Here is a 19466-nt window from a genome sequence, read left to right as displayed (position 1 = left end):
GCTATCGCGAGGTGGGATATTGGTCAACCATCTTTTGTCTGGCCAATAATGCAAACGATTGTGCGGGGCGTTCTTGAGAAACCATTTAGCGCTTGTAGGAGAATCCGGCAATTGGCCTGACAGGATTCGATAAGGGCGGCCGAATTCGTACCGAACCACAGCGAATTCCAGTCGAGTCAATGGCGTTTGCGCGCAGAAAGCAGCAGCGATCAGCCGTTTTATTGACGATCGGAGCATCATTGTGGAGCGTTTTAGTAAGCTCTCTAAGCCTTGCGCAGCGCGTTCGGACGTCGATCAACGACGGGTGGAAGTTCCATCGCGGTTATCCCCCCCGGTACTGCCGATCTCCGCTACGAAGTCCTCCCCGAACTCAAGCTGCGACCCGATGGCGCGGATTTCGATGCCGGCGTCATGGATGATTCGGACACGGTGGTCCGCAAGGGCGTCCCGCGCCCCTACATCCTGCCAAGCGGAAATGCCTTCATTCATGATCCCGCGCGCCGGCATCACCGTCCGCAAGGCAATCCCGGTGGCGACGTTCCCTATGTCGGCAGCCGTTTCGACGATGCGGGCTGGACGTCCGTCAGCCTTCCGCACGACTGTGCGGGCGTGGCGACAGGGACATCTTCACCGTTGCGGAAGCGCTCGGGGTGGCTATTTGAGCGCGCGTGGGGGCGGCCTTTCGGAGGTCGTTACCGCTGCGGTGGTCGGTGCGGCAGCGCGCATTGCCGCAGTGGCCGACCGATCGACCTTGCATAACGACGGCAAGGATCTCGTGTAGGTCAGCGTTGCGTTGAACGACGCGAACGGGGGCTTCGTGCCGACGGATCACCGCGCGGTGCGGTTTGCGGTAGAGGGGCCGGGCGAGATCGTCGCCACCGACAATGGCGACCCCACGGTCGGACCCTTCCTTAGCGGGCATCCGGTTCAAGCTGGGACCCGCGCAGATTGATCGCATCATACTGGTCCAGTAGTGCCGTCACTTCGGTAACGACGGCTTGCTGCTCTGCCCGGACCCGGGCGGTCGCCTCTTCCGTCGGCACGCCGTTGCGGCCATCGTGGATCGTGAAACCGTTATCCAGCAGCCAGATCGTGTCTGCTGCCCGCGATCGTTGACGCCTCAGATGAACAGCCCACTGTTCAATCAATCCCGCCGGAACTTGCCGTTCGATGTCACCCATGGAGCGACCCTAACACGGCGTGACGGCGATCGAGCTTGCAACTCATAGTATGAACCATTTTTCCAAACGCATACGCGGTGACACTGCGGGCGCACGACCCACGCGGTCACCCTTTGACGGTAATCGGGACCGACGCACGACCAATCGGCGGTGATCGATGCTCGACGGGATTTTGATCGTCCTGCCTCACCATCCGGGTCGCATGGAGACGCCGCAGGATCAGCGCAAGGTCGCGCTCGGTAAGGCGGGACGTCGGATCGATAACGGTGCCTTCCGCCAAGGGTTCGACCCACGCTGCGAGACGGTTGCACGCCGCACCCAATTCCGGATCGAAAGTGTCGTCGAATGCGGCCATGGCCTGAACCTATGGCTTTCGTGGCTAGCTGCAAGACCCTAAATCAGCGCGATGCAGGAACTGACGCTCGCCGTTGTCGGCATAGACTTTCCGAACGGCGACGGCAGCAATCGGCGTTCCGAGGCAATGATGACGCTGCCGGGCGAACCGGTGGCGCTCATCCCCGAGCCGAAGAACAAACACGATAGCAACGCTATCGCGGTGATCAGCCCGCGCGGCGTGCAGATCGGTTGCCTCAGCGCCGAGCGGGCCCCCTATATCGGTGGGCGAATGAGCCGGGGCGGGGATCTCGAAGCGATCTTTCAAGGTGTGGATGGCGGATTGGCGTTCATTCGCGTGCGGTTCGGCGGTGGAGCGCCGACATTGCCGACGACAGCCCGGGAGGCCTCCCCCGCGTCCGTGCGTCATCGCCGCCCAACAAGCGCTTCGGAACCGGATGCATTCTATCCGGACGATGAGGGGAGCGAGTGGGGTGCCTAATAAGGTCGTGAATCGCGGCGCCGTCAAATAAGTCCCACGGATCAACCGTTTCCATATCCCGCGTCTTTTACCCATTTGCTCCTGCGAAAAATATCCTGTGACCGATCCTTTGCTGAACATTTGTTAGGCAGTCCGCCGGGTTTTACGCGTACGTCACGATGAATGCCATCAATGGCTCATTTAAGTATTTGTTTAAATGTACTAATTAACCCCGCGTCGATTGGGGTTGAATATGGTCGGTGTGCTGGTCAACTTGTCTCTTGAGCACTCGCTCCTGCTGATCCTGGCGGCATTGACAGTCTGTGCCGTTTCATCCTGGCTGATGTTGGCATTGCTTGATCTGGCGCGCTTGGCGACGCCGCAACGGCGTGTGCGCAAGATGATCGGGGCAGGGTGCGTCGCAGGGCTTGCCGTTTGGGCTACCCATTTCACGGCAACGCTCGGCCTGCGTCTGGACTTCGCCCTTTCGTTTGATCCGCTGCTGACGATAACGTCTGCGCTTGCGGCTATGGTGGCTTTCGGGGTTCCCATCTCCCTGACGGCGCTAACTGGAAGGCCAGTGTACAGAGCGATATGCGGTGCGCTGGGTGGCTTTGGGGTGGGCGCGATGCACGTCATCGGAATGTCGGCAATTACCAATTGCACGATAGCTTCATCGCTCGGTGAAACATTGATGGTGACTGCGCTCGGGAGCGTCGTCATGGGCCTGGCGTTCTCCGTGCGCCCCGACCACTTGCGCGCGCTCAGGATCGCCCTGGTTACGATCGCCGTATGCATCATTCACTTCGGGACGGTTGCAGTCAGCGACATTCACGTGCGCTATCAGTCGGTCAACGACCTGAGCAATTCCTGGCTGGCAGTTTCGATTGGTGCCGTCGTGCTGATCCTGTGCATCATGACCGGATATGCCGTAAATTACCAAGCAAGACTGGCTGATCAGACGCGCCATCGGGTCCTCCTCTCGACTGCCCTCAACAACATGTCCAACGGACTGGTTTTTATCGGAGCGGACGATCGTATTCAGCTCTTCAACGATCGAGCGCTTGCGATATTTGGCCTGGAAAGCGACGCGATCCACGTCGGCATGTCGTGGCGTCTCTACCTGACAAATGTTGCACCGGTTCTTGGATGGAATGAAGCACGTCTGGCGCGTGTCAAAGCCAATCACGAGCGGTGGTTTTCCGCGCCCGATGTCACGTATCTGGAACATGATCTTGATGATGGACGTACGGTGAGCGTGGCTTGCCGTCCTATTCTAGGCGGTGGAGCCGTTCTGACGTACGATGATATAACCGCGGAACGCCGTGCGCAAAAAGAGATCGAACGTCTGGCTTTCGAGGACGATTTGACGGCGCTGCCAAACCGCCGACAGTTTCAAAAGTCGCTCGAAGACATATTCATGCAGAACATCGGAGCGTTCCTGATTCTGATCGATCTCGATCACTTCAAAAACGTCAACGATACGCTTGGGCATAGCGCCGGAGACGATCTGCTGGTGACGATCGGCCACCGCCTGCGCTCCTTGTGTGAACGCGAGGATTTCGTTGCGCGAATGGCTGGGGACGAGTTTTCGGTCATCGTGCTATCCGATGACAGAGCGTATGTGACGGCGTTGTGCCGCCGGATCATCTCCCACCTCTCCGCGCCCATCAAAGTGACAGGGGGGAGTGTGATCGTCGGCTGTAGCGTCGGATATGCCTCGACGTTCGATACCGCGTGCCCGTCGCTCCTCGTCCAATATGCTGATCTGGCGCTGTACCGGGCAAAGGCGTTGGGACGAGGCCACTATCGCGGGTATGAGGCCGGTATGCGCGAAGCGGCGCTGCAGCGGGTACAGATCGAGTCCGATTTGCGTACCGCGCTGGAAGACGAACAATTCCGTCTGGCATTCCAACCGATCTATCGCGTCAACCCGAGCGGCCAGCGGCATGGCAGCGCATTGATCGGGTTCGAGGCATTGGTTCGCTGGCACCACCCGGTAAGGGGCGTTGTTTCTCCAGCGGATTTCATACCCGTCGCCGAGGAGACCGGCCTGATCCGGGAAATCGGGCGATGGGTCAGTCGAGAGGCGTGCAGGCAGGCTGCGCGCTGGCCCGAAGCCATTCGCATCTGCATCAACGCTTCGCCGGTTCAACTGCGCGACAATCTGTTCCCGGAGCACCTGTCTGCAATCCTTGCCGAAACGGGGGTTACCCCTTTGCGCGTCGAAATCGAACTGACGGAGACTGCGTTGGTGGATGACAGCGATCAGATCGCTGCTGTATTGCGGGCTTTGCGGAACACCGGCATCCGCGTTTCGATGGACGATTTTGGAACGGGGTACTCCTCGTTCGCGCATTTGCGAGAATTTCACCTGGACTGCGTCAAGATCGACCAGGGATTTGTCCGGGCCGCACCCTCCGATGCAGGGGCGCGTTCGGTTCTCGAAGCGATCGTTCACATGGCGAAGGCGCTGGGTGTCAGCACCACTGGCGAAGGGGTCGAGACACAGGCACAATTGGAGACCTTGGCTGCATGTGGATGCGATGCCGTGCAGGGGTACTTCTTCAACGTGCCAATGGATGCCGATAGTGCCGCCGACCTATGTGCGGAAAGTGCGACGTCAAACCAGGTCAGGACGTGCATCCTGCATTGACCTCCGATCGCCGACCCATAGTTAGGTCTACCCAATTACACGCGACGGGTGAGGGGCAAGGGGTATAACCATGGCGATGAGGCTTGAAGCAGTTCGCGTTGGCCGGGTAACCCCCTTGGGGCCGCAGCATGTTCCAAGCGGGTACGTCAAACAGACCCGCGTCGAACCGGTAACGGTGTCAGCGCTCGGCTTGATGGGTGACGAACAGGCTGACCTCTCGGTGCACGGCGGCCCCGACAAGGCCGTGTACGGATATGCGGCGAGCCACTACGCCACGTGGCGCAGCGAAATCCCACAGCATGCCAACCTGCTCGTTCCCGGCGGAATGGGAGAGAATCTGACGATCGCCGGCGTGGCCGAGGCAGATCTGTGCATCGGGGATGTGCACCGGATTGGCACTGTCACGGTGCAGGTGTGCCAGCCGCGCCAGCCGTGCTTCAAGCTGGCCGCCTACTTCGGCGATGCGAAGATGCCGCGCGCGTTTTTGCGAAGCGGTCGTTCCGGCTGGTACTACCGCGTCCTCGAGACGGGTACGCTCTGCGGGGGCGACGACGTACAGCTGCTCGATCGTCCGCAGGCGTTTCCCTTCGCCCGCCTCGTTGCGATCGTGAACGGTGCTGCGGCGACCGCAGCGGAAGTAGCGGAACTGGCGCGGATGCCTGAGTTGGCATCGTCGCTGCGGAAGGGCTTCGTTACCTCGAACCGCTATTGATGATGCAGTTGGACTCCAAGAGGCCATTGCTGCTCATCTCCGCCACGATTGGCACGACCGTCCTCCGCTAACGCTGCTAACTGCCGGCGACCCCGGACGTCGCCGTTCGACGATGACCGGGGCGCTCGCGTTCAACGTTTGCCAAATCAGGTCGAGCTACCCTTCGAGGTTTAAACCGACCGTCGGGGGGATGGCTGCAGGGCCTTCTGACGACGACGCATGCTCGAACCGACCAGACCAAATCCGAGGATCATCATCGTCCAGGTCGTCGGTTCTGGTACCGCTCCGATATAGGCAAGCTTGACGAGATACGACTGGTTGGGACCGTCCCCATCGTCGCTGACCAGATAGATGTTCCCCGATTCATCAAGGGTCATGCCCTCGAACTTGCCGCCCTCATTCGCGGGGTCGACCAGCGACCGGAAGCTGGACAGATCGTAGCTGCTGACAATGGACCCGGTCTGGGTCACCTCGAGCAACTTGAACGACCGGCCGCTGAGGATCAGCAGGTTGTCCCCGAAGGCGGTCGCTCCAAACACCCCGTTCGACAGAACCGCGATGTCGGACAGACGGTCCAGTCCAAGCGATGCCGGATTGAACAGCGTGGTGACGTTGGCGGTTTCACTGTCGAAGTCGACGCCGGTGATCTTGTAGATCGTTTGCGCCGACGTTTCCTTGACGCCGAAATAGTCGCCCGTAACGCGATTATAGGCAATTCCTTCCAGGCCGCTGTTGCCTGCATTGGGCCCGATGCTGACCGTGGGGGCGTCCGGATAGGCAGTGTAATTGCGCGTGCCGCCCACCGAACCGATCTCGCTGATCCGCGCGATATCCTGATACCGCTCCTCGGCGACAACATATTGGCCGTTACCGACGTAGGTCAGACCTTCCGGATCGCATTGCGCGTTGCCCAGCGAAAGGCAGCCGGACAGCGAAATGGTCGCGGTCTTGTTGCCGTTCAGATCATATTCGCCCCAGATGCTGCGACCGTTGCTGTCTTCCTCATCGTTGGTGACCATCAGCGTCCGCGTATCCCAATTATAGGCAACAGCGCTGGCTTCCTTGGTGTCGATCGCCTTGGCGTAGCTGACGGCGTAATTGCCGAGCAGGTTAGCGGCGTGCGCCGGAGCAACAGTTGCGACGAACATTGCGACGCTCGCGCTGAGAAACTTGGTCTTCATAGCCACCCCGGTATCAACTTACGGCCCAACACCCTCTCGGCTGAGGGGATTGCACTGCCATCGTCGCTGAGCGTGACACGCGAATTACAACATGGTTAACGGTCGTAAATTACGGGGTATTTTGCGCAGTCCATTATATTCGTTGGAATGGGTCGACGATATGGCGGGAAGACCCCTGGCGATCCTGCCCATCAAAGTCGCTGCACCAGTGCTTGAAGTGGCTCCGCTACAACGGAGCCACCCCGCGACATGTCCCGCCTATCCGGCGATGGTGAAGACCGACCCGGAATCGACCCGCAACCCCGCCCCGTTGATGAAACTCGCGCGTTCCGAGCACAGAAATACGACGGCTGACGCCACTTCCTCGGCACGTCCGCGCCGTTTCAGCACCATTCCCGGGCGTTCTTCCTCCAGAAAACTTTCGACTGCCGCATCGAAGCTTTCGCCGCGTTCCTCGGCGCGCTTGCGCATCATCGTGTCGGTCATCGGGGTGGCGATGAAGGCAGGGGAAACGGTGTTCACGAGCACGTTGTCGCCGCCGTAAGCCTTGGACAGACCTTTCGCGAGGCTGAGGATCCCCGCCTTCGACGCGCAATAGGCGAGCTCGTCGATATAGGGCTGTACTGCATCTTCCGAAGCGAACAGCACGATGCGGCCCCAGCCGCTCTCGCGCATCGCCGGGATCGCCTCGCGACACATCCGCACCGCGCCCATCAGGTTGATGTCGAGCGTCTGCTGCCAGCCGGCGTCGTCGACCTCGAGGAAGTCGCCGGTCGCGCCGGTCACGCCCGCGGCATTGACGTAAATGTCCGGGTTGCCGAGCCGCTCGCGCACCTCCGCCCAGATCGAACGGACGTCGTCGGGCTTTGTCACGTCACCGGTAACGGCGATCACCTCGCCGAGCGACGATAATTCAGCGAGCGCTGCGTCCAACGTGCCCCCGGGCTGATCGGTGATTGCGACACGAACCCCGGCCTCCAGCAGCAAGCGCGCAGTTTCCTTGCCCATTCCGGAATCCGCGCCACTGATCAGCGCGATACGGTCCTTGATACCCAGATCCATGACATACTCCTCAATGATGCGATGCGAGAAAACGGTCGGCGGTGCGCAGCGACAGCGCCATGGTGGTGAGCGCAGGGTTGGCCGCCAGCGCGCTGGGGAAGATGGAATTGTCGCAGACGAGCAGGTTGGGGACATCGAAGCTGCGCCCGTCCGGATCGACCACTGCCGTATCGCCGTCATGCCCCATCCGGCACGTCCCGATCGTGTGCGCGGAGCGATCGACCGCGACGATGTCGTGCGCGCCCGCTGCTTGCCAGATCCCGGTCAGCGTGCGCCGCCCGTGGCGATCGATCGCCAGTTCGTTGGCGTGATAGCTGAAGTCGATCCGCGCCTTGCGATGACCGAAGGCGTCGGTCTCGTCCGCCAATGTGAGCAAGTTGTCGGCATGGGGCAGGCATTCGCCGTTGATCCCGATCCCCGCCATCCGGTTATACTGGCGCAAGGTGGATTGGAGCCGCTCCCCCCACATTCCGGCACCGCGCGCGAGTCCGGTGGCGAGATTGACCGGCAGGACGCCAAGGCTCTGGATGAGATACCCGCCTGCACAGCCTGCATCCCCCGGGCGCATCATGTCCTCGCTGATCAGCGACGAGGGATAGCCGCGGTTCATCCGCATGTCGGCGTCGAACCGACCCCAGATTTGCGTCGCGACATGCGCCATGAAATTACGCCCGACCTGTCCGCTCGCATTGGCGATCCCGAGGTTGAGCAGCAGGCGCGGCGTCTCAATCCCGCCTGCACACAGGAACACCGCGCCGCAGCGCTGGCGATGCTCTTGCCCGTCGGTCTGGTAGACGACGGCGGTGATCCGCCCCGCGCTGTCGAACTCGAACGACAGCACGCGGCAGCCGGGGCGGATCTCGGCGCCATGTGCTGCGGCGAGCGGCAGGTAGGTGGTGTCCATGCTCGTCTTGGCGGCGTTGCGGCACCCCTGGTGACACGCGCCGCAATTGACGCAGGCTTGCCGTTGCCCCCAGTGAGGCTGATCGTGGTCGCGCGAGACCAGCGCGGCGGGCGCATCGGTTGCGGTGATGCCGACCGCCGCACAGCCGCGCGCCATCGCATCGGCCGACGCATTGCGCGCCACCGGCGGATAGGCGTAGCGGCGGCCTGCATTCCACGGATAGCGGGTCGGACCCGATACGCCGGTGAACTGCTCGACTTCCTCGATGTAGCGGACCAGTTCGGCATGGTCGATCGGCCAATCGGCCCCTTCGCCGGTCAGCGTCTTGAGTTGCAGGTCGCGCGGGTCGGGGCGGGGGCAGAACGCGCCCCAGTGGAGTGTCGACCCACCCACGCCCATCCCCGAATTGTTCGCACCGAACGCAGTCGGCGTCTCCCCGCCGCTCAGCCGTTCCTCCATCCAGTAGATGTCGGCGGCGGTCTCGTCGGGGACGTGGTCGTCGGGGCGAAACGCGCGGCCTGCCTCGAGCGCGACGACAGACAGGCCAGCCTTCGCAAGTCGTGCTGCGAGCGGTGCGCCGCCTGCACCCGTCCCGATGACGACGGCGTCGACGCTGTCCGTGCCGGCGTAGCGCGCCGCCGTCACGACCGGTCTCCCGGGCGATCCTGCCATGCTTCGGGATCGTCGGCGCGGGTGTTGGTATAGCCCTGCTTGCGGCGCCCATCGCCCCCGACGGCGAACCCGTCATAGCCGATCGCCGCCATCGTCGCGGGGAGCGCCATCCATGTCCGCGCGATCTCCGCGCGAACGTCCTCGAACCACAGCGTCATTTGCTTGGGCGAGAGGTGCGCAGGGTCGTCCGCGACGCCGGCCGTGCCACTGGCGATGCGGTCCAGCCAGTCGCCTTGCCCGTCGCGGTCGAGCGCGGTGAAACCGCCACTCAGTGTGTCGAGCGTCGCTATTCCGCGGCGCCATGCCTCGGTGTCGGACGGCAAGGCGGCAAAGCGCCAGCCGTCGCCACCGCCCTGCGCGATGCCGTCCAGGATGCGGCGCGCGAGGTCGGGGTCGGCCCCGCAATCGGGCAGGACATGCGCGATCAGCGTTGCGACGGCGGCGTGCTGGTCCGGTGTCCACGCGTCGGTTGCGGGGGAAGGGGGGCGCATTCTGGCCAGCATCGCCGCGCGCGTCCGCGCGCTGACGCGGTCGGAGCCGAGGATCCGGGCGAAGTCTGCGGGCAGCATCGCGCTGGCCACGGCGGTCGCATGCTCCGCGATCAGTGTGGCGAGCGCCTGCGGCTGCTCATAGGGGATGAGGTGCGCCGCGTCGTCGACGACCCGCATCGCGGCGGTGCTGTAATGCGGGAGATTGTGCCGACGTTGCGCGTCCTCGTTCAGGTCGCCGTCCTCGGCACCTGCGATGATCATGGCGGGGATGGGGATCTGTCCCGCATCGGCGCTCCAGTCCTCGCGACTGCCGCGCTCGAGCCAGCCGCGCCAGGCTTCCCCGCTCGATCGCAGCACATCACCGATGGCGCGTTCGCGGAGGACGTCGGGGAGCGGCGCGGCGGTATTGGCGTCGACGAAGGTGGCGGCATTGTCGCGAGAGGGCGGGCCGTCGGCACACCAGCCGATCATCTCGGCGCGGCGATCCTCGTCCATTGGCTCGGGGGCGGGGGGCGACGCCGTGACGAGCACGACGCCGAGAACCCCCGACAGACCCATTTCCCCCGCGCTGGCGCGGGCCGCCACCAGCGTGACGATCTTGCCGCCCATGCTGTGGCCGACCAGCACGCAGGCGGTCAGCGCCCGCGCGCGGATCTCCTCCGCCAGCCAGTCCGCCATCGCGGCGACATCGGCATAACCGGCACCCGCCGCATCGCCGAACCCGGGCAGATCGAGCGCGATGCAGTCATGCTCGGGCAGGTGGTCGGTCACGAGCGCCCATTCGCCCGCGCTGGCGCCAAGCGCGTGGAGGAAGACCAACGTCGGTAGTGTCATGCAGCCTCACACATTCGGGTTTCTGCCCGACGTTGCAAAGCCCGGTCCGTTCCGCGCGAATGGAGCAAGGACGCAATAAACCGGGTTCGCGGAACGGATGGTCCCTGGAGCACCCCGGATCAGACCGCGAGGTCGTGCGCTTCGACATGCGCGGCGATGTCTCCCGCGATGGTCCACCAGATGCGCGGATCGTCCGCTTCGCGCAGTTCGGTCAGCACGCGCGCCAGTGCGGGAACACGGTGCGCCTGTCCCATGATGTAGGGGTGCAGCGCGATGCCGAGGACCAGCGGGCGCCGATCGCATTCGGACAACAGCTGTTCGACCCCTGCGCGGATCATCGACGCAAAAGTCTCTGCCTCCTGATTGCGCGCAATGATCGCGGGTAAATCGTTGATTTCCTGCGAATACGGGACGGACAGCAGCCCGCCATGCGCGGTTGCGAGGCGGGTCGGCTGGTCGTCATGCGCCCAGTCGAGGACATAGCGATAGCCGTTGGCGGCGAGCAGGTCCGGCGTGGCGTGGCTTTCCGAGATCCAGGGGCCAAGCCAGCCTGTCGGGCGCACGCCAAGCGCCGCCAGCCGCTCGGTCACGTCGGTGATCAGATGCTTCTCGCGCGGACGGAACAGCGCGCCCTGCGCCTTGGCGTTGCTGCCGCCGTGCGCCGCGATTTCATCGCCACGGTCGCGGCACGCCTCGGCCAGCCCGGGACAGCGGTCCAGGACATCGGCGTTGAGCAGCGCGGTGGTGCGCAGTTCCAGCCGATCGAACAGGTCGAATAGCCGCCACACCCCGACGCGATTGCCATAGTCACGCCAGGCGTAGTTCATCACGTCGGGCTCGGTCTGTGCGGGCGCCAGTTCCGGCCCGAGCCCGCCCGCGAAATCGAACACCTCGTGGTTGACGCCGAGGTAGATGGCGAGGCGGCGGCCATCGGGCCAGTCATAGTCGGGACGTCCGATGATGGGGCGACAGGCGTAGCGGTCATGGGAAGATGTGCTCATTCCGCCGCAACGCACGAACTGGCCGAACGCCTCCACATGCTTCGACAGCACAGCTTGTCATAATGCGCGTTCAGACCGCGCGGGCTGGACCGATCAGCGACACCACGCTGCCGGTGTCGGCAAAGCGCAGCGTGAATCCATGCAACTCGGCGATCGCCTTGACCAGGCTGAGGCCAAGACCCGCACCCTCACAATCATGCCGTCCGCGGTAGAAGCGTTGCGTGACCAGCGCGCGTTCGCCCACCGGGACCCCGCGCCCGTCGTCGGCCACCGCGATCACCATACAGCCCCGCTCCCGGTCCAGCGTCACCGTCACGCGACCGCCCGGGGGGCCGAACTTCATCGCATTGTCGATCAGGTTGGACAGCGCCTCGATCAACAGGCTTGCATCGCCCTCGACCACGCCGTCCGAGCCGACATCACAGGTGAGGTGGATGCCACGGTCCTCCGCGGTCGGGCGGTGGAGGTCGCACGCATCCCGCACCAGTCTGGCGAGGTCGACCGTGGCGAAGCGGCTGCGGCGCGCATGGTCCTCGAGTTCGCGGATGCGCAACAGTGCGGCGACGATCCCGAGCAACTGGTCGATCTCGGCGAGGGCTGCGTCGGCGGTGGCCTCGACCGAAGCGCGGTCGCCGGGATCGCGCAACCCGCGCTCGATCCGCGCGCGCAGGCGTGTGAGCGGGGTGCGCAGCTGGTGCGCAATATCGTCGCCGACCCCGCGCACGTCGAGCACCAGCGTTTCGAGCCGGTCGAGCATCGCGTTGATATGGGCGCATAGCAGCCCGAAACTGTCGGGGTTCTCCCCGACCGGAAGCCGACGCTCGAGATCGCCCGCGACGATCCGCTCGGTCAGCGAACGAACCGCGTCGACCTGCTGTGCGGCGCGGCGTCCCGCGAACAGCCCGATCCCGACCGCGAACAGCAGACCAGGCAGCAATCCGAACAGCAACGACTGTTCGACGACGCGCAGCGCTTCCTCCGAATCGTCGAGGTCGACGCCGGTCAGCAGGCGAGTCCCGTCGGGCATCGCGCAGACCGCGAGCCGCGCGACATCGCTGTTCTTCCCCGGCAACTCGGTCGGGCGCAGTGGCGCAACGAACGACACCGCGCCGACCGCGGTTGCCGCCGGCAACGCCGCGACATTGCCCGCGATCAGCGACCCGTCGCGTGCGAACAGCGCGAGGAAACGATTGCGGTGGACGTCGCGGGTCAGCGCCTCGCGCAGTTCCGACCGCCGCAGCGTACCGGCAAGCTGCGCGAACGCGCGGCAATCCTCCTGGAAACTGCGCTCCGATTCACGGCGGTGGGCGCCAGAGGCGAGCAACCAGAACAGGCCTGCCACCACGATCGACTGGGCGACGAGCAGGAGCGCGATCGCGCCGCCCCAGCGCCATATCGCGCGCCGCCGCGGGTCAGCCGAGCATGTCGAAGACATAGCCTTGCCCCCGGACGTTGCGGATCAGTTGCAGTTCACCCTCGGCATCCACCTTGCGGCGCAGGCGCCCCATATGGACGTCGACGACATTGCTGTTGGGCTCGAAACTATACCCCCAGACATCCTGCAACAGCATCGACCGGGTAATGATCCGCCCCGGCCGACGGACGAGATAGTCGAGCAGCTTGAGTTCGCGCGGGAGCAAATCCAGTGCGCGGCCAGCGCGTGTGGCGGTACCCCCCAGCAGATCGAGATCAAGCGGACCGACGATCAGCCGCGTGTCGCGCGATTCATTGGGGCGGCGCAACAGCGCCTGCACCCGCGCGACGAGTTCGATCAACGCGAACGGCTTGGGCAGATAATCGTCGCCGCCCGCGCGCAAGCCCCGCACGCGATCGTCGAGGCTGCCGAGCGCGCTCAGCACGAGCGCAGGCGTGCGCCGGCCTTCGCCGCGCAACTGCTGGATCAGGTCGAGACCCTCGCCATCGGGGAGCTGTCGATCGACGATGAGGAGATCAATGCCGTCGCCCCGCGCGGCCCGAAGCCCCTCGGCCACGACCGCACAATGCGTGACGTCATAGCCGCTTGCGCCAAGCTCGAGCGCAATCTCGTTCGCGGTGCCCGCGTCGTCCTCGATGAGCAGAATGTGCGTCACACGTCCGCTTCGCCGGTTATGGACGGCACCGTCAACTGAATAGGAGTTCAGACTCTGAACCAGGATTTAGTCGACGGATGACGAGGCGGCTGCGTAACGCCGACCCGAAGTCATGGGATCACCAATGCGAAATTTGCTTATCGGACTGGCGATCGTCGCGCTGCCTACCGTCAGTGGCGCGCAGGTGTCGGGTCAAACCACCACGATGTCGCTCGACCGCCTGGCGCAGGATGTCGTCGCGAACAATCCGGAACGGCAATTCTACCAGCGCCAGATCGAGACCGCAGGGGTCGAGCGCGCCGCCGCCGGGCGGTGGGCAGACCCCGAGGCGGTGGTCGAATTCGGCCAGCGCAACGCGAACGATCGCACCAGCGGCGCGGCGCTGGGCGAGGGGACGACCTATGCGGTGTCGATCGTCCAGCCGGTCGAGTTCGGCGGGCGCATCGCCTTGCGGCGCGCGATCGCGGAACGACAGGTCGACCTTGCCAAAATGGGTCTGCAGCAGTTCGACGCGACGCTCGCGGCGCGCGCGCGGACGCTCGGCTATGCACTGTTCGCCGCAGACGAAAAAGCGAACGTCGCGCGGACCGTCGCGGAGCGGATGCGCGGGCTTGCGCGGATCATCGTCGCGCGCGACCCCGCAGGCCCCGCGCCGCGGCTGGAGGCGGCATCGTTGCAGGCAGGCGCGATCAGCGCGGAGCGCACCGCGGCGCTGGCGGATGCCGAGGCGAACTCGGCGCTGTACGAACTCAACCAGTTGCGCGGCGCTGCCTTTGCGGTGCGCATTCGGATCGTGCGCCCCGACATGAGCCTGCCCGCGCTGGGATCGAGCGAACTGCTCGCGGAGCGCGCAAGTGCCAATAATTTCGAGCTCAAGGCGTTACGCGCGCAGTTCGAGCAGCAGGGGCTGCGCGTCGACCTTGCGCGCAAGGCGCGGATCCCGAACCTGGGGGTGGGGCCCTATTACGACCGCGCGCGTTCGGACATTCGCGAGACCAATTACGGCGTGCGCCTGTCGACGACGATCCCCTTGTGGAATCGCCAGGCGGGCGATGTCGCGGTGGAGCAGGGGCGCCAGGCGCAGGCGAATGCGACGCTGATCAACGCGGAACGGCGGATCGCGCGCGACGTGTTCGACCAGGCGGCGCAATATGAGGCCAAGCGGCAGGCGCTGACCAAATGGGACGGCACGTCGTCGCAAAGCTTTGCCAGCGCGGCGGAGGATGCGGACCGCAACTATCGGCTCGGCGCGATCCCGCTGACGACGTACATGCAGATGCAGCAATCCTATGTCGAGGCGACCAACGCGCTGCTCTCGACCCGGCGCGAGGCGCTCGAGGCGTTGCTGTCGTTGCGCGCGCTCAACGGCGGCACCGCGCTCGTCCGATGATCGGCCGGCTGCTCGATCTCGTCACGCGGTACCGGCTGGTTGTCGCGGCCGTCACCGCGGTGATTGCCGTGATCGGCATCTGGGCGTTCGCGACACTCCGGATCGATGCGATCCCGGACATCACCGGGGTTCAGGTTCAGGTCAATACGATGGTCCCGTCGCTCGCGCCCGAGGAAATCGAGCGGCTGGCGACGCTGCCGATCGAACGCGCGATGGCGGGGCAGCCCGGACTCAAGGAAACGCGTGCGCTAACCAAGACCGGGCTGTCGCAGGTCACGCTGATCTATGAGGACGGTACCGACCAGATGCGCGCGCGCCAGCTCGTCACCGAGCGGCTGAACGCGGTCCGCGACCAGTTGCCGCCGGGCGCCTCGCCACAGCTCGCGCCGATCACCACCGGGCTGGGCGAGATCTATTATTACACGCTCGAATGGAAGCGCCCGCCGCCGGGGATGGACCCGCAACGCCAGTTGATGGAGCTGTACGAGGCGCAGGAATATACCGTCCGCCCGATGCTGCGCGCGGTGACGGGGGTTGCCGACGTCAACACCAATGGCGGGCTCGAGCAGCAGTTCGTCGTCGAGCCTGACCCGGTACGCCTGACGATGCACGGCGTCACCGCTGCCGAACTGGCTGCGGCGGTCGGCAAGAATGTCGAGAATGCGGGCGGCGGTATCATCGCGCGCGGGGCAGAGCGCTTTACGGTGCTGACCAACGGGCGCGTCAGGAATGCGACCGATATCGGCGCGATCCCGGTCAAGTTCGCAGGCGGCATCCTGCCGCTGCAGGTGCGCGATGTCGCCAATGTCGTCATCGGCGCGGCACCGCGGCAGGGGGCGGCGACGCAGAACGGGCGTGAGACCGTCCTCGGCACGGTGATGATGCTGGTCGGCCAGAACAGCCGCGAGGTCGCTTTACGTGCCGCGCAGGCGCTCCCCGATATCCGCGCGGCGCTCCCCAAGGGCATGGTGATCGACCAGCAATATAGCCGCGCCGAGCTGGTCGACCGGACCATCTCGACGGTCGAGCATAACCTGGGGGAGGGGGCGCTGCTGGTCGCGCTGGTGCTGTTGTTCGTGATGGGCAATTGGCGCGCGGCGCTGATCGTGACGCTGGTCATCCCGCTCGCGTTCCTCGTCACGGTGACGGGGATGAACGCGATTGGTGTGTCGGGCAATCTGATGAGCCTTGGCGCGCTCGATTTCGGGCTGATCGTCGACGGTTCGATCGTGGTCGTCGAGAACAGCCTGCGGCTGCTCGCCGAACGCCGCCGCGCCAAGGGTGAGGATCTGACAGCCGAGGAACGTCGCGCGACCGTGGCGGATGCCGCGCGGATGGTCGCGCGTCCGACGATGTTCGGGATCGCGATCATCGCTTTGGTCTATGTGCCGGTCCTCAGTCTCGGCGGGGTCGAGGGCAAGCTGTTCCAGCCGATGGCGCAGGCGGTGATGCTCGCGATCGTCGCCGGGCTGGCGTGGACGTTCACGATCGTCCCCATGCTGTCCGCCTGGCTGCTGCGCGCACCCGCGAGCGACAAGGAAGACGGGCGGAACACGGGGCTGATCGGCTATGCGGAGCGCGGCTATGCGCCGGCACTGGAGCGCGCGATCGCGCATCCGTGGCTGCTCGTGATCGGTGCGGTCGCGCTGCTGGCGGTGACGTTCGGCGTGTTCCGGACGCTCGGCTCGCAATTCACCCCGCAGCTCGACGAGGGCGCGATCACCGCGATGGTCTATCGACCGGTCGGCATGTCGCTCGAACGCAGTCTTGCGATCGAGCAGGAAACCGAGCGGCAGATCAAGCGTCACTTCCCGCAGGTGACGCATACCTTCTCGCGCATCGGCACCAGCGAGGTGGCGACCGATCCGATGCCGCCCAACGAGAACGACCTCTATATCTTCTATGCGCCGCAGAAGGACTGGCCGACCGGGAACGGCGCACCCAGGACCAAGGACGAACTGGTTGCCGGGATCCGCAAGGTCGGCGAGCAAGTCTATCGCGGCCAGACGTTCGAGTTCGCGCAGCCGATCGAGATGCGCTTCAACGAGATGCTGGAGGGCGTGCGCGCGGACGTATCGGTCAAGATCTTCGGCGGCGATTACGACGTGCTCGAACGCGCCGCCAAACAGGCCAAGGCAATCCTCGAAAAGCAGGACGGCACGGAGAGTGTCGAGTTCGAGACCGCGGGGCGGCCCAAGAGCATCGTCGTCGAACTCGATCACGCCGCGCTGTTTCGGCTTGGCCTGAGCACGGCGGAGGTCAATCAGGCGATCACCGACGCGGTGGCGGGGGCAGAGGTCGGCTTCATCCCGCACAACGAGGCGCGCCACGCGATCGTGATCCGCATGGCCGAAGGTCTGCGCGCAAATCCGTCCGCGATCCTCGCGCTGCCGCTGCGCGTCGGCGACTATGGGATGGTGCCGCTGTCGCGCGTCGCGCGGCTGCGCGAGACGCGGACGGTCGAGCCGATCCTGCACGACAGCGGCAATCGCCGCGCGGCGCTGATGGTCAATCTCAAGACCAGCGACCTTGCGGGCTATGTCGCGCGTGCGCGCGCCGCGGTCGACGGGCAGGTCAAGTTGCCGCCCGGCTACCGGATCGAATTCGGCGGCCAGTTCCACCAGCTCGAGGCTGCGCAGAAGCGCCTGTCGATCGTCGTTCCCGCCGCGCTGCTGCTGATCTTCCTGCTGGTTTACGCGGCGCTCGGCAGCATCAAGGAGGCGGTGATCGTCTATACCGGCATCCCCTTCGCGGTGACCGGCGGGGTGCTTGCCTTGTGGCTGCGTGGCATGCCGTTCTCGATCACCGCGGCGATCGGGTTCATTGCCTTGTCGGGGATCGCGATGCTCAACGGGCTGGTGCTGGTAGATCACATCAATAGCTTGCGCGACGGTCGCGATGGCGATCCGCTGCCGGTCGACGCGGCGGTGTGGCAAGGTGCGCACGACCGGTTGCGCCCGGTCCTGTCCACCGCGCTCGTCGCCGCGATCGGCTTCGTTCCGATGGCGATCGCGAGCGGGGCAGGGGCGGAAGTCCAGCGTCCGCTGGCAACGGTGGTGATCGGGGGGATCGTCACCTCGACCATCCTGACGCTGCTGCTGTTGCCGAGCCTCTATCGCTTGAGTGTCCGGGTGTCAGGATCGACGGCAAAGACGTCAGGCAAGTGAGCGGACGGACCGCCAACGGGTCCTGCGGTCAAGCGCGCGTGATCACGTCACCCGGCAGTTCTTGCCCCGTTTGGTTGCCGACCGGGTCATTATGACCGCAAATGCGACGAGCCGTTGCCAATGCTACGGCTGCACTATGGTGTTTCTAGTAATCGATCTCGAATCCCTACGCTTGGGTTCGTAATTCCGGTCTGCGGGTGCTTGGACGCCCGATCATAGAGGCACGAAGGCGAACATGTCGTCTAAACCCAATCCGGAGCCCGACGAACACGGGCTCGTCATCTACGTCGGTCAGGACAAGGCGGGCCATTGGCTCGTCCAGGATAACGGCAAAAAACTGGAAGGCCGTTTCGTATCACGCAGCGCGGCGCTGAGCTTCGCCAGGGGCGAATGCCAGATCTACCACGCGAGCCTGGAAATCGCGGCAATGCCGCTGGTCCCGCTGATCCCCTTCGGCCCGATTGCCGCAGCGGATTACGCGCTCGCCCGCGCTGCCTGAAGGACATTCCGACATGAAATCCATACAGAACAGGGTCGGCGTACCCTCGGGTGCGGCCGGTCGTCTGTGGCTTGCTGCGTCCGTGGCGGCGGGCGGTCGCGGGGCGCAGAGCGATCCGCGCTGGCCGTCTGTCGCTGCTGCACTTGCTGAACTGCGCGAGCAGCATCGCCACGCGGTGCGGATCGTCGATGCGGATTGCGCTTGCGGAACGCTGCTGATCGAGACGGCACGCTATGCGCGCGGGCTCGGGTTCACCGCGATCGAGGGACATGGCATCGATGGTGCGCCCACGTTGATCGGTCGCGCGCGGGCGTCCGCAGCTAGGCTGCAGGAACCCGCGATCGGCCTTACCTTCGAATGCGCCGACATGGTGGAGGCGTTGGCACGGGAGGCAGACTTTCCAGCCGACATCGTACTGTTCCATTGCCGTCACGGGGGAAGCGATCACCGAGTCACCTCGGCGCTGCTCGCTGCCGCCGGTAAGGTCGTGATTGGCGATGCGGTAGCGACCTCGGTTCGCAGGCAGGCAGCATGACGCGGCGCGACTTGCAATGGAAAGGCGCAGGCTTTGCGCTGACGGCGATCTCCTGTGCGCTGTGCGTGGCGGTCGACGGGGCGCCGTTCACGATCGCCTTCTTTCCGTTGGCGCTGCTCGGCCTGCCGCTGATGCTTCACGGCAAACGTGTGGGGCAGATGTTCCGTGCGGTACGGCGGGGTCACGGACACACCGTCGACGTCGTCCATGCAGCCCGTTTGCGCCGACGTGGGCAGGGTACGGACGGCTTCGGTCATTGAAGCGCTGAGGAATCATC

At 64.7% G+C, this 19466-nt stretch carries 19 protein-coding genes; 9 read left to right on the top strand and 10 right to left on the bottom strand.

Annotated elements, in window-relative coordinates; genetic code table 11:
• Positions 1 to 294 precede the first annotated feature (294 nt).
• Positions 295 to 597 carry a hypothetical protein gene (locus tag AC3WJR_RS08425; protein WP_492723917.1) on the bottom strand — a complete coding sequence of 101 codons (303 nt, stop codon included), beginning with the start codon at positions 595 to 597 and terminating at the stop codon, positions 295 to 297.
• Between the two features lie 196 nt (positions 598 to 793).
• Here AC3WJR_RS08425 and AC3WJR_RS08420 point away from each other — a divergent pair, with 196 nt between their 5' ends.
• Positions 794 to 952: a hypothetical protein gene (locus AC3WJR_RS08420; protein ID WP_492723915.1), complete on the top strand. Its 159-nt coding sequence runs from the start codon at positions 794 to 796 to the stop codon at positions 950 to 952.
• Here the strand turns inward: AC3WJR_RS08420 and AC3WJR_RS08415 are convergent.
• Both AC3WJR_RS08415 and AC3WJR_RS08410 read right to left on the bottom strand, forming a co-directional pair.
• Positions 912 to 1181, bottom strand: a complete 270-nt coding sequence (locus tag AC3WJR_RS08415; RefSeq protein WP_354282662.1) for a hypothetical protein — start codon at positions 1179 to 1181, stop codon at positions 912 to 914. The two genes, AC3WJR_RS08420 and AC3WJR_RS08415, sit on opposite strands and share 41 nt — an antisense overlap.
• Positions 1182 to 1287: 106 nt before the next feature.
• Complete coding sequence (locus AC3WJR_RS08410; RefSeq protein WP_492723912.1) at positions 1288 to 1536, bottom strand: hypothetical protein; 249 nt, start codon at positions 1534 to 1536, stop codon at positions 1288 to 1290.
• 51 nt (positions 1537 to 1587) lie between these two features.
• On the opposite strand from AC3WJR_RS08410, the gene AC3WJR_RS08405 reads away from it, so the two are divergent.
• The 3 genes from AC3WJR_RS08405 to AC3WJR_RS08395 all read left to right on the top strand — a co-directional run bounded on the left by AC3WJR_RS08405 (position 1588) and on the right by AC3WJR_RS08395 (position 5363).
• Complete coding sequence (locus tag AC3WJR_RS08405) at positions 1588 to 2016, top strand: HIRAN domain-containing protein (RefSeq protein WP_492723910.1); 429 nt, start codon at positions 1588 to 1590, stop codon at positions 2014 to 2016.
• A 232-nt stretch (positions 2017 to 2248) separates the two neighbouring features.
• On the top strand, positions 2249 to 4651 hold the full coding sequence (locus AC3WJR_RS08400; RefSeq protein WP_492723908.1) for a bifunctional diguanylate cyclase/phosphodiesterase: 2403 nt from the start codon (positions 2249 to 2251) through the stop codon (positions 4649 to 4651).
• A 70-nt stretch (positions 4652 to 4721) separates the two neighbouring features.
• Positions 4722 to 5363: an MOSC domain-containing protein gene (locus tag AC3WJR_RS08395; protein WP_492723906.1), complete on the top strand. Its 642-nt coding sequence runs from the start codon at positions 4722 to 4724 to the stop codon at positions 5361 to 5363.
• A 170-nt stretch (positions 5364 to 5533) separates the two neighbouring features.
• On the opposite strand, the gene AC3WJR_RS08390 is transcribed toward AC3WJR_RS08395, so the two are convergent.
• The 7 genes from AC3WJR_RS08390 to AC3WJR_RS08360 form a co-directional block, all read right to left on the bottom strand.
• Positions 5534 to 6544, bottom strand: a complete 1011-nt coding sequence (locus AC3WJR_RS08390; RefSeq protein WP_492723904.1) for an SdiA-regulated domain-containing protein — start codon at positions 6542 to 6544, stop codon at positions 5534 to 5536.
• A gap of 258 nt (positions 6545 to 6802) precedes the next feature.
• Entirely contained in the window at positions 6803 to 7606 is an 804-nt protein-coding gene (locus tag AC3WJR_RS08385; protein WP_492723902.1) for an SDR family NAD(P)-dependent oxidoreductase, read from the bottom strand.
• A 10-nt stretch (positions 7607 to 7616) separates the two neighbouring features.
• Entirely contained in the window at positions 7617 to 9182 is a 1566-nt protein-coding gene (locus tag AC3WJR_RS08380; RefSeq protein WP_492723900.1) for a GMC family oxidoreductase, read from the bottom strand.
• Complete coding sequence (locus AC3WJR_RS08375) at positions 9152 to 10507, bottom strand: alpha/beta fold hydrolase (RefSeq protein ID WP_492723898.1); 1356 nt, start codon at positions 10505 to 10507, stop codon at positions 9152 to 9154. Before AC3WJR_RS08375 ends, AC3WJR_RS08380 begins: the two co-directional genes overlap by 31 nt.
• A gap of 119 nt (positions 10508 to 10626) precedes the next feature.
• Positions 10627 to 11508 (bottom strand): polysaccharide deacetylase family protein, encoded by an 882-nt coding sequence (locus AC3WJR_RS08370; RefSeq protein ID WP_492723896.1) that lies wholly within the window; start codon positions 11506 to 11508, stop codon positions 10627 to 10629.
• 70 nt (positions 11509 to 11578) lie between these two features.
• Positions 11579 to 12943 carry a sensor histidine kinase gene (locus AC3WJR_RS08365; RefSeq protein ID WP_492723895.1) on the bottom strand — a complete coding sequence of 455 codons (1365 nt, stop codon included), beginning with the start codon at positions 12941 to 12943 and terminating at the stop codon, positions 11579 to 11581.
• Positions 12921 to 13598 (bottom strand): response regulator transcription factor, encoded by a 678-nt coding sequence (locus tag AC3WJR_RS08360; protein ID WP_492723892.1) that lies wholly within the window; start codon positions 13596 to 13598, stop codon positions 12921 to 12923. The genes AC3WJR_RS08365 and AC3WJR_RS08360 overlap by 23 nt, the downstream gene beginning before the upstream one ends.
• A gap of 124 nt (positions 13599 to 13722) precedes the next feature.
• Here AC3WJR_RS08360 and AC3WJR_RS08355 point away from each other — a divergent pair, with 124 nt between their 5' ends.
• The 5 genes from AC3WJR_RS08355 to AC3WJR_RS08335 all read left to right on the top strand — a co-directional run bounded on the left by AC3WJR_RS08355 (position 13723) and on the right by AC3WJR_RS08335 (position 19449).
• Positions 13723 to 14988: a TolC family protein gene (locus tag AC3WJR_RS08355; RefSeq protein ID WP_492723890.1), complete on the top strand. Its 1266-nt coding sequence runs from the start codon at positions 13723 to 13725 to the stop codon at positions 14986 to 14988.
• Positions 14985 to 18155: an efflux RND transporter permease subunit gene (locus AC3WJR_RS08350; protein ID WP_492723886.1), complete on the top strand. Its 3171-nt coding sequence runs from the start codon at positions 14985 to 14987 to the stop codon at positions 18153 to 18155. Before AC3WJR_RS08355 ends, AC3WJR_RS08350 begins: the two co-directional genes overlap by 4 nt.
• Positions 18156 to 18390: 235 nt before the next feature.
• Entirely contained in the window at positions 18391 to 18654 is a 264-nt protein-coding gene (locus tag AC3WJR_RS08345; protein WP_492723883.1) for a hypothetical protein, read from the top strand.
• 13 nt (positions 18655 to 18667) lie between these two features.
• Positions 18668 to 19189: an SAM-dependent methyltransferase gene (locus tag AC3WJR_RS08340; RefSeq protein ID WP_492723880.1), complete on the top strand. Its 522-nt coding sequence runs from the start codon at positions 18668 to 18670 to the stop codon at positions 19187 to 19189.
• Positions 19186 to 19449: a hypothetical protein gene (locus tag AC3WJR_RS08335; RefSeq protein WP_492723878.1), complete on the top strand. Its 264-nt coding sequence runs from the start codon at positions 19186 to 19188 to the stop codon at positions 19447 to 19449. Before AC3WJR_RS08340 ends, AC3WJR_RS08335 begins: the two co-directional genes overlap by 4 nt.
• Positions 19450 to 19466 lie beyond the last annotated feature (17 nt).

This window comes from Sphingomonas sp. FW306-05-A (genome assembly GCF_058782275.1).
This window is presented reverse-complemented; position numbering and strand designations above follow the sequence as displayed.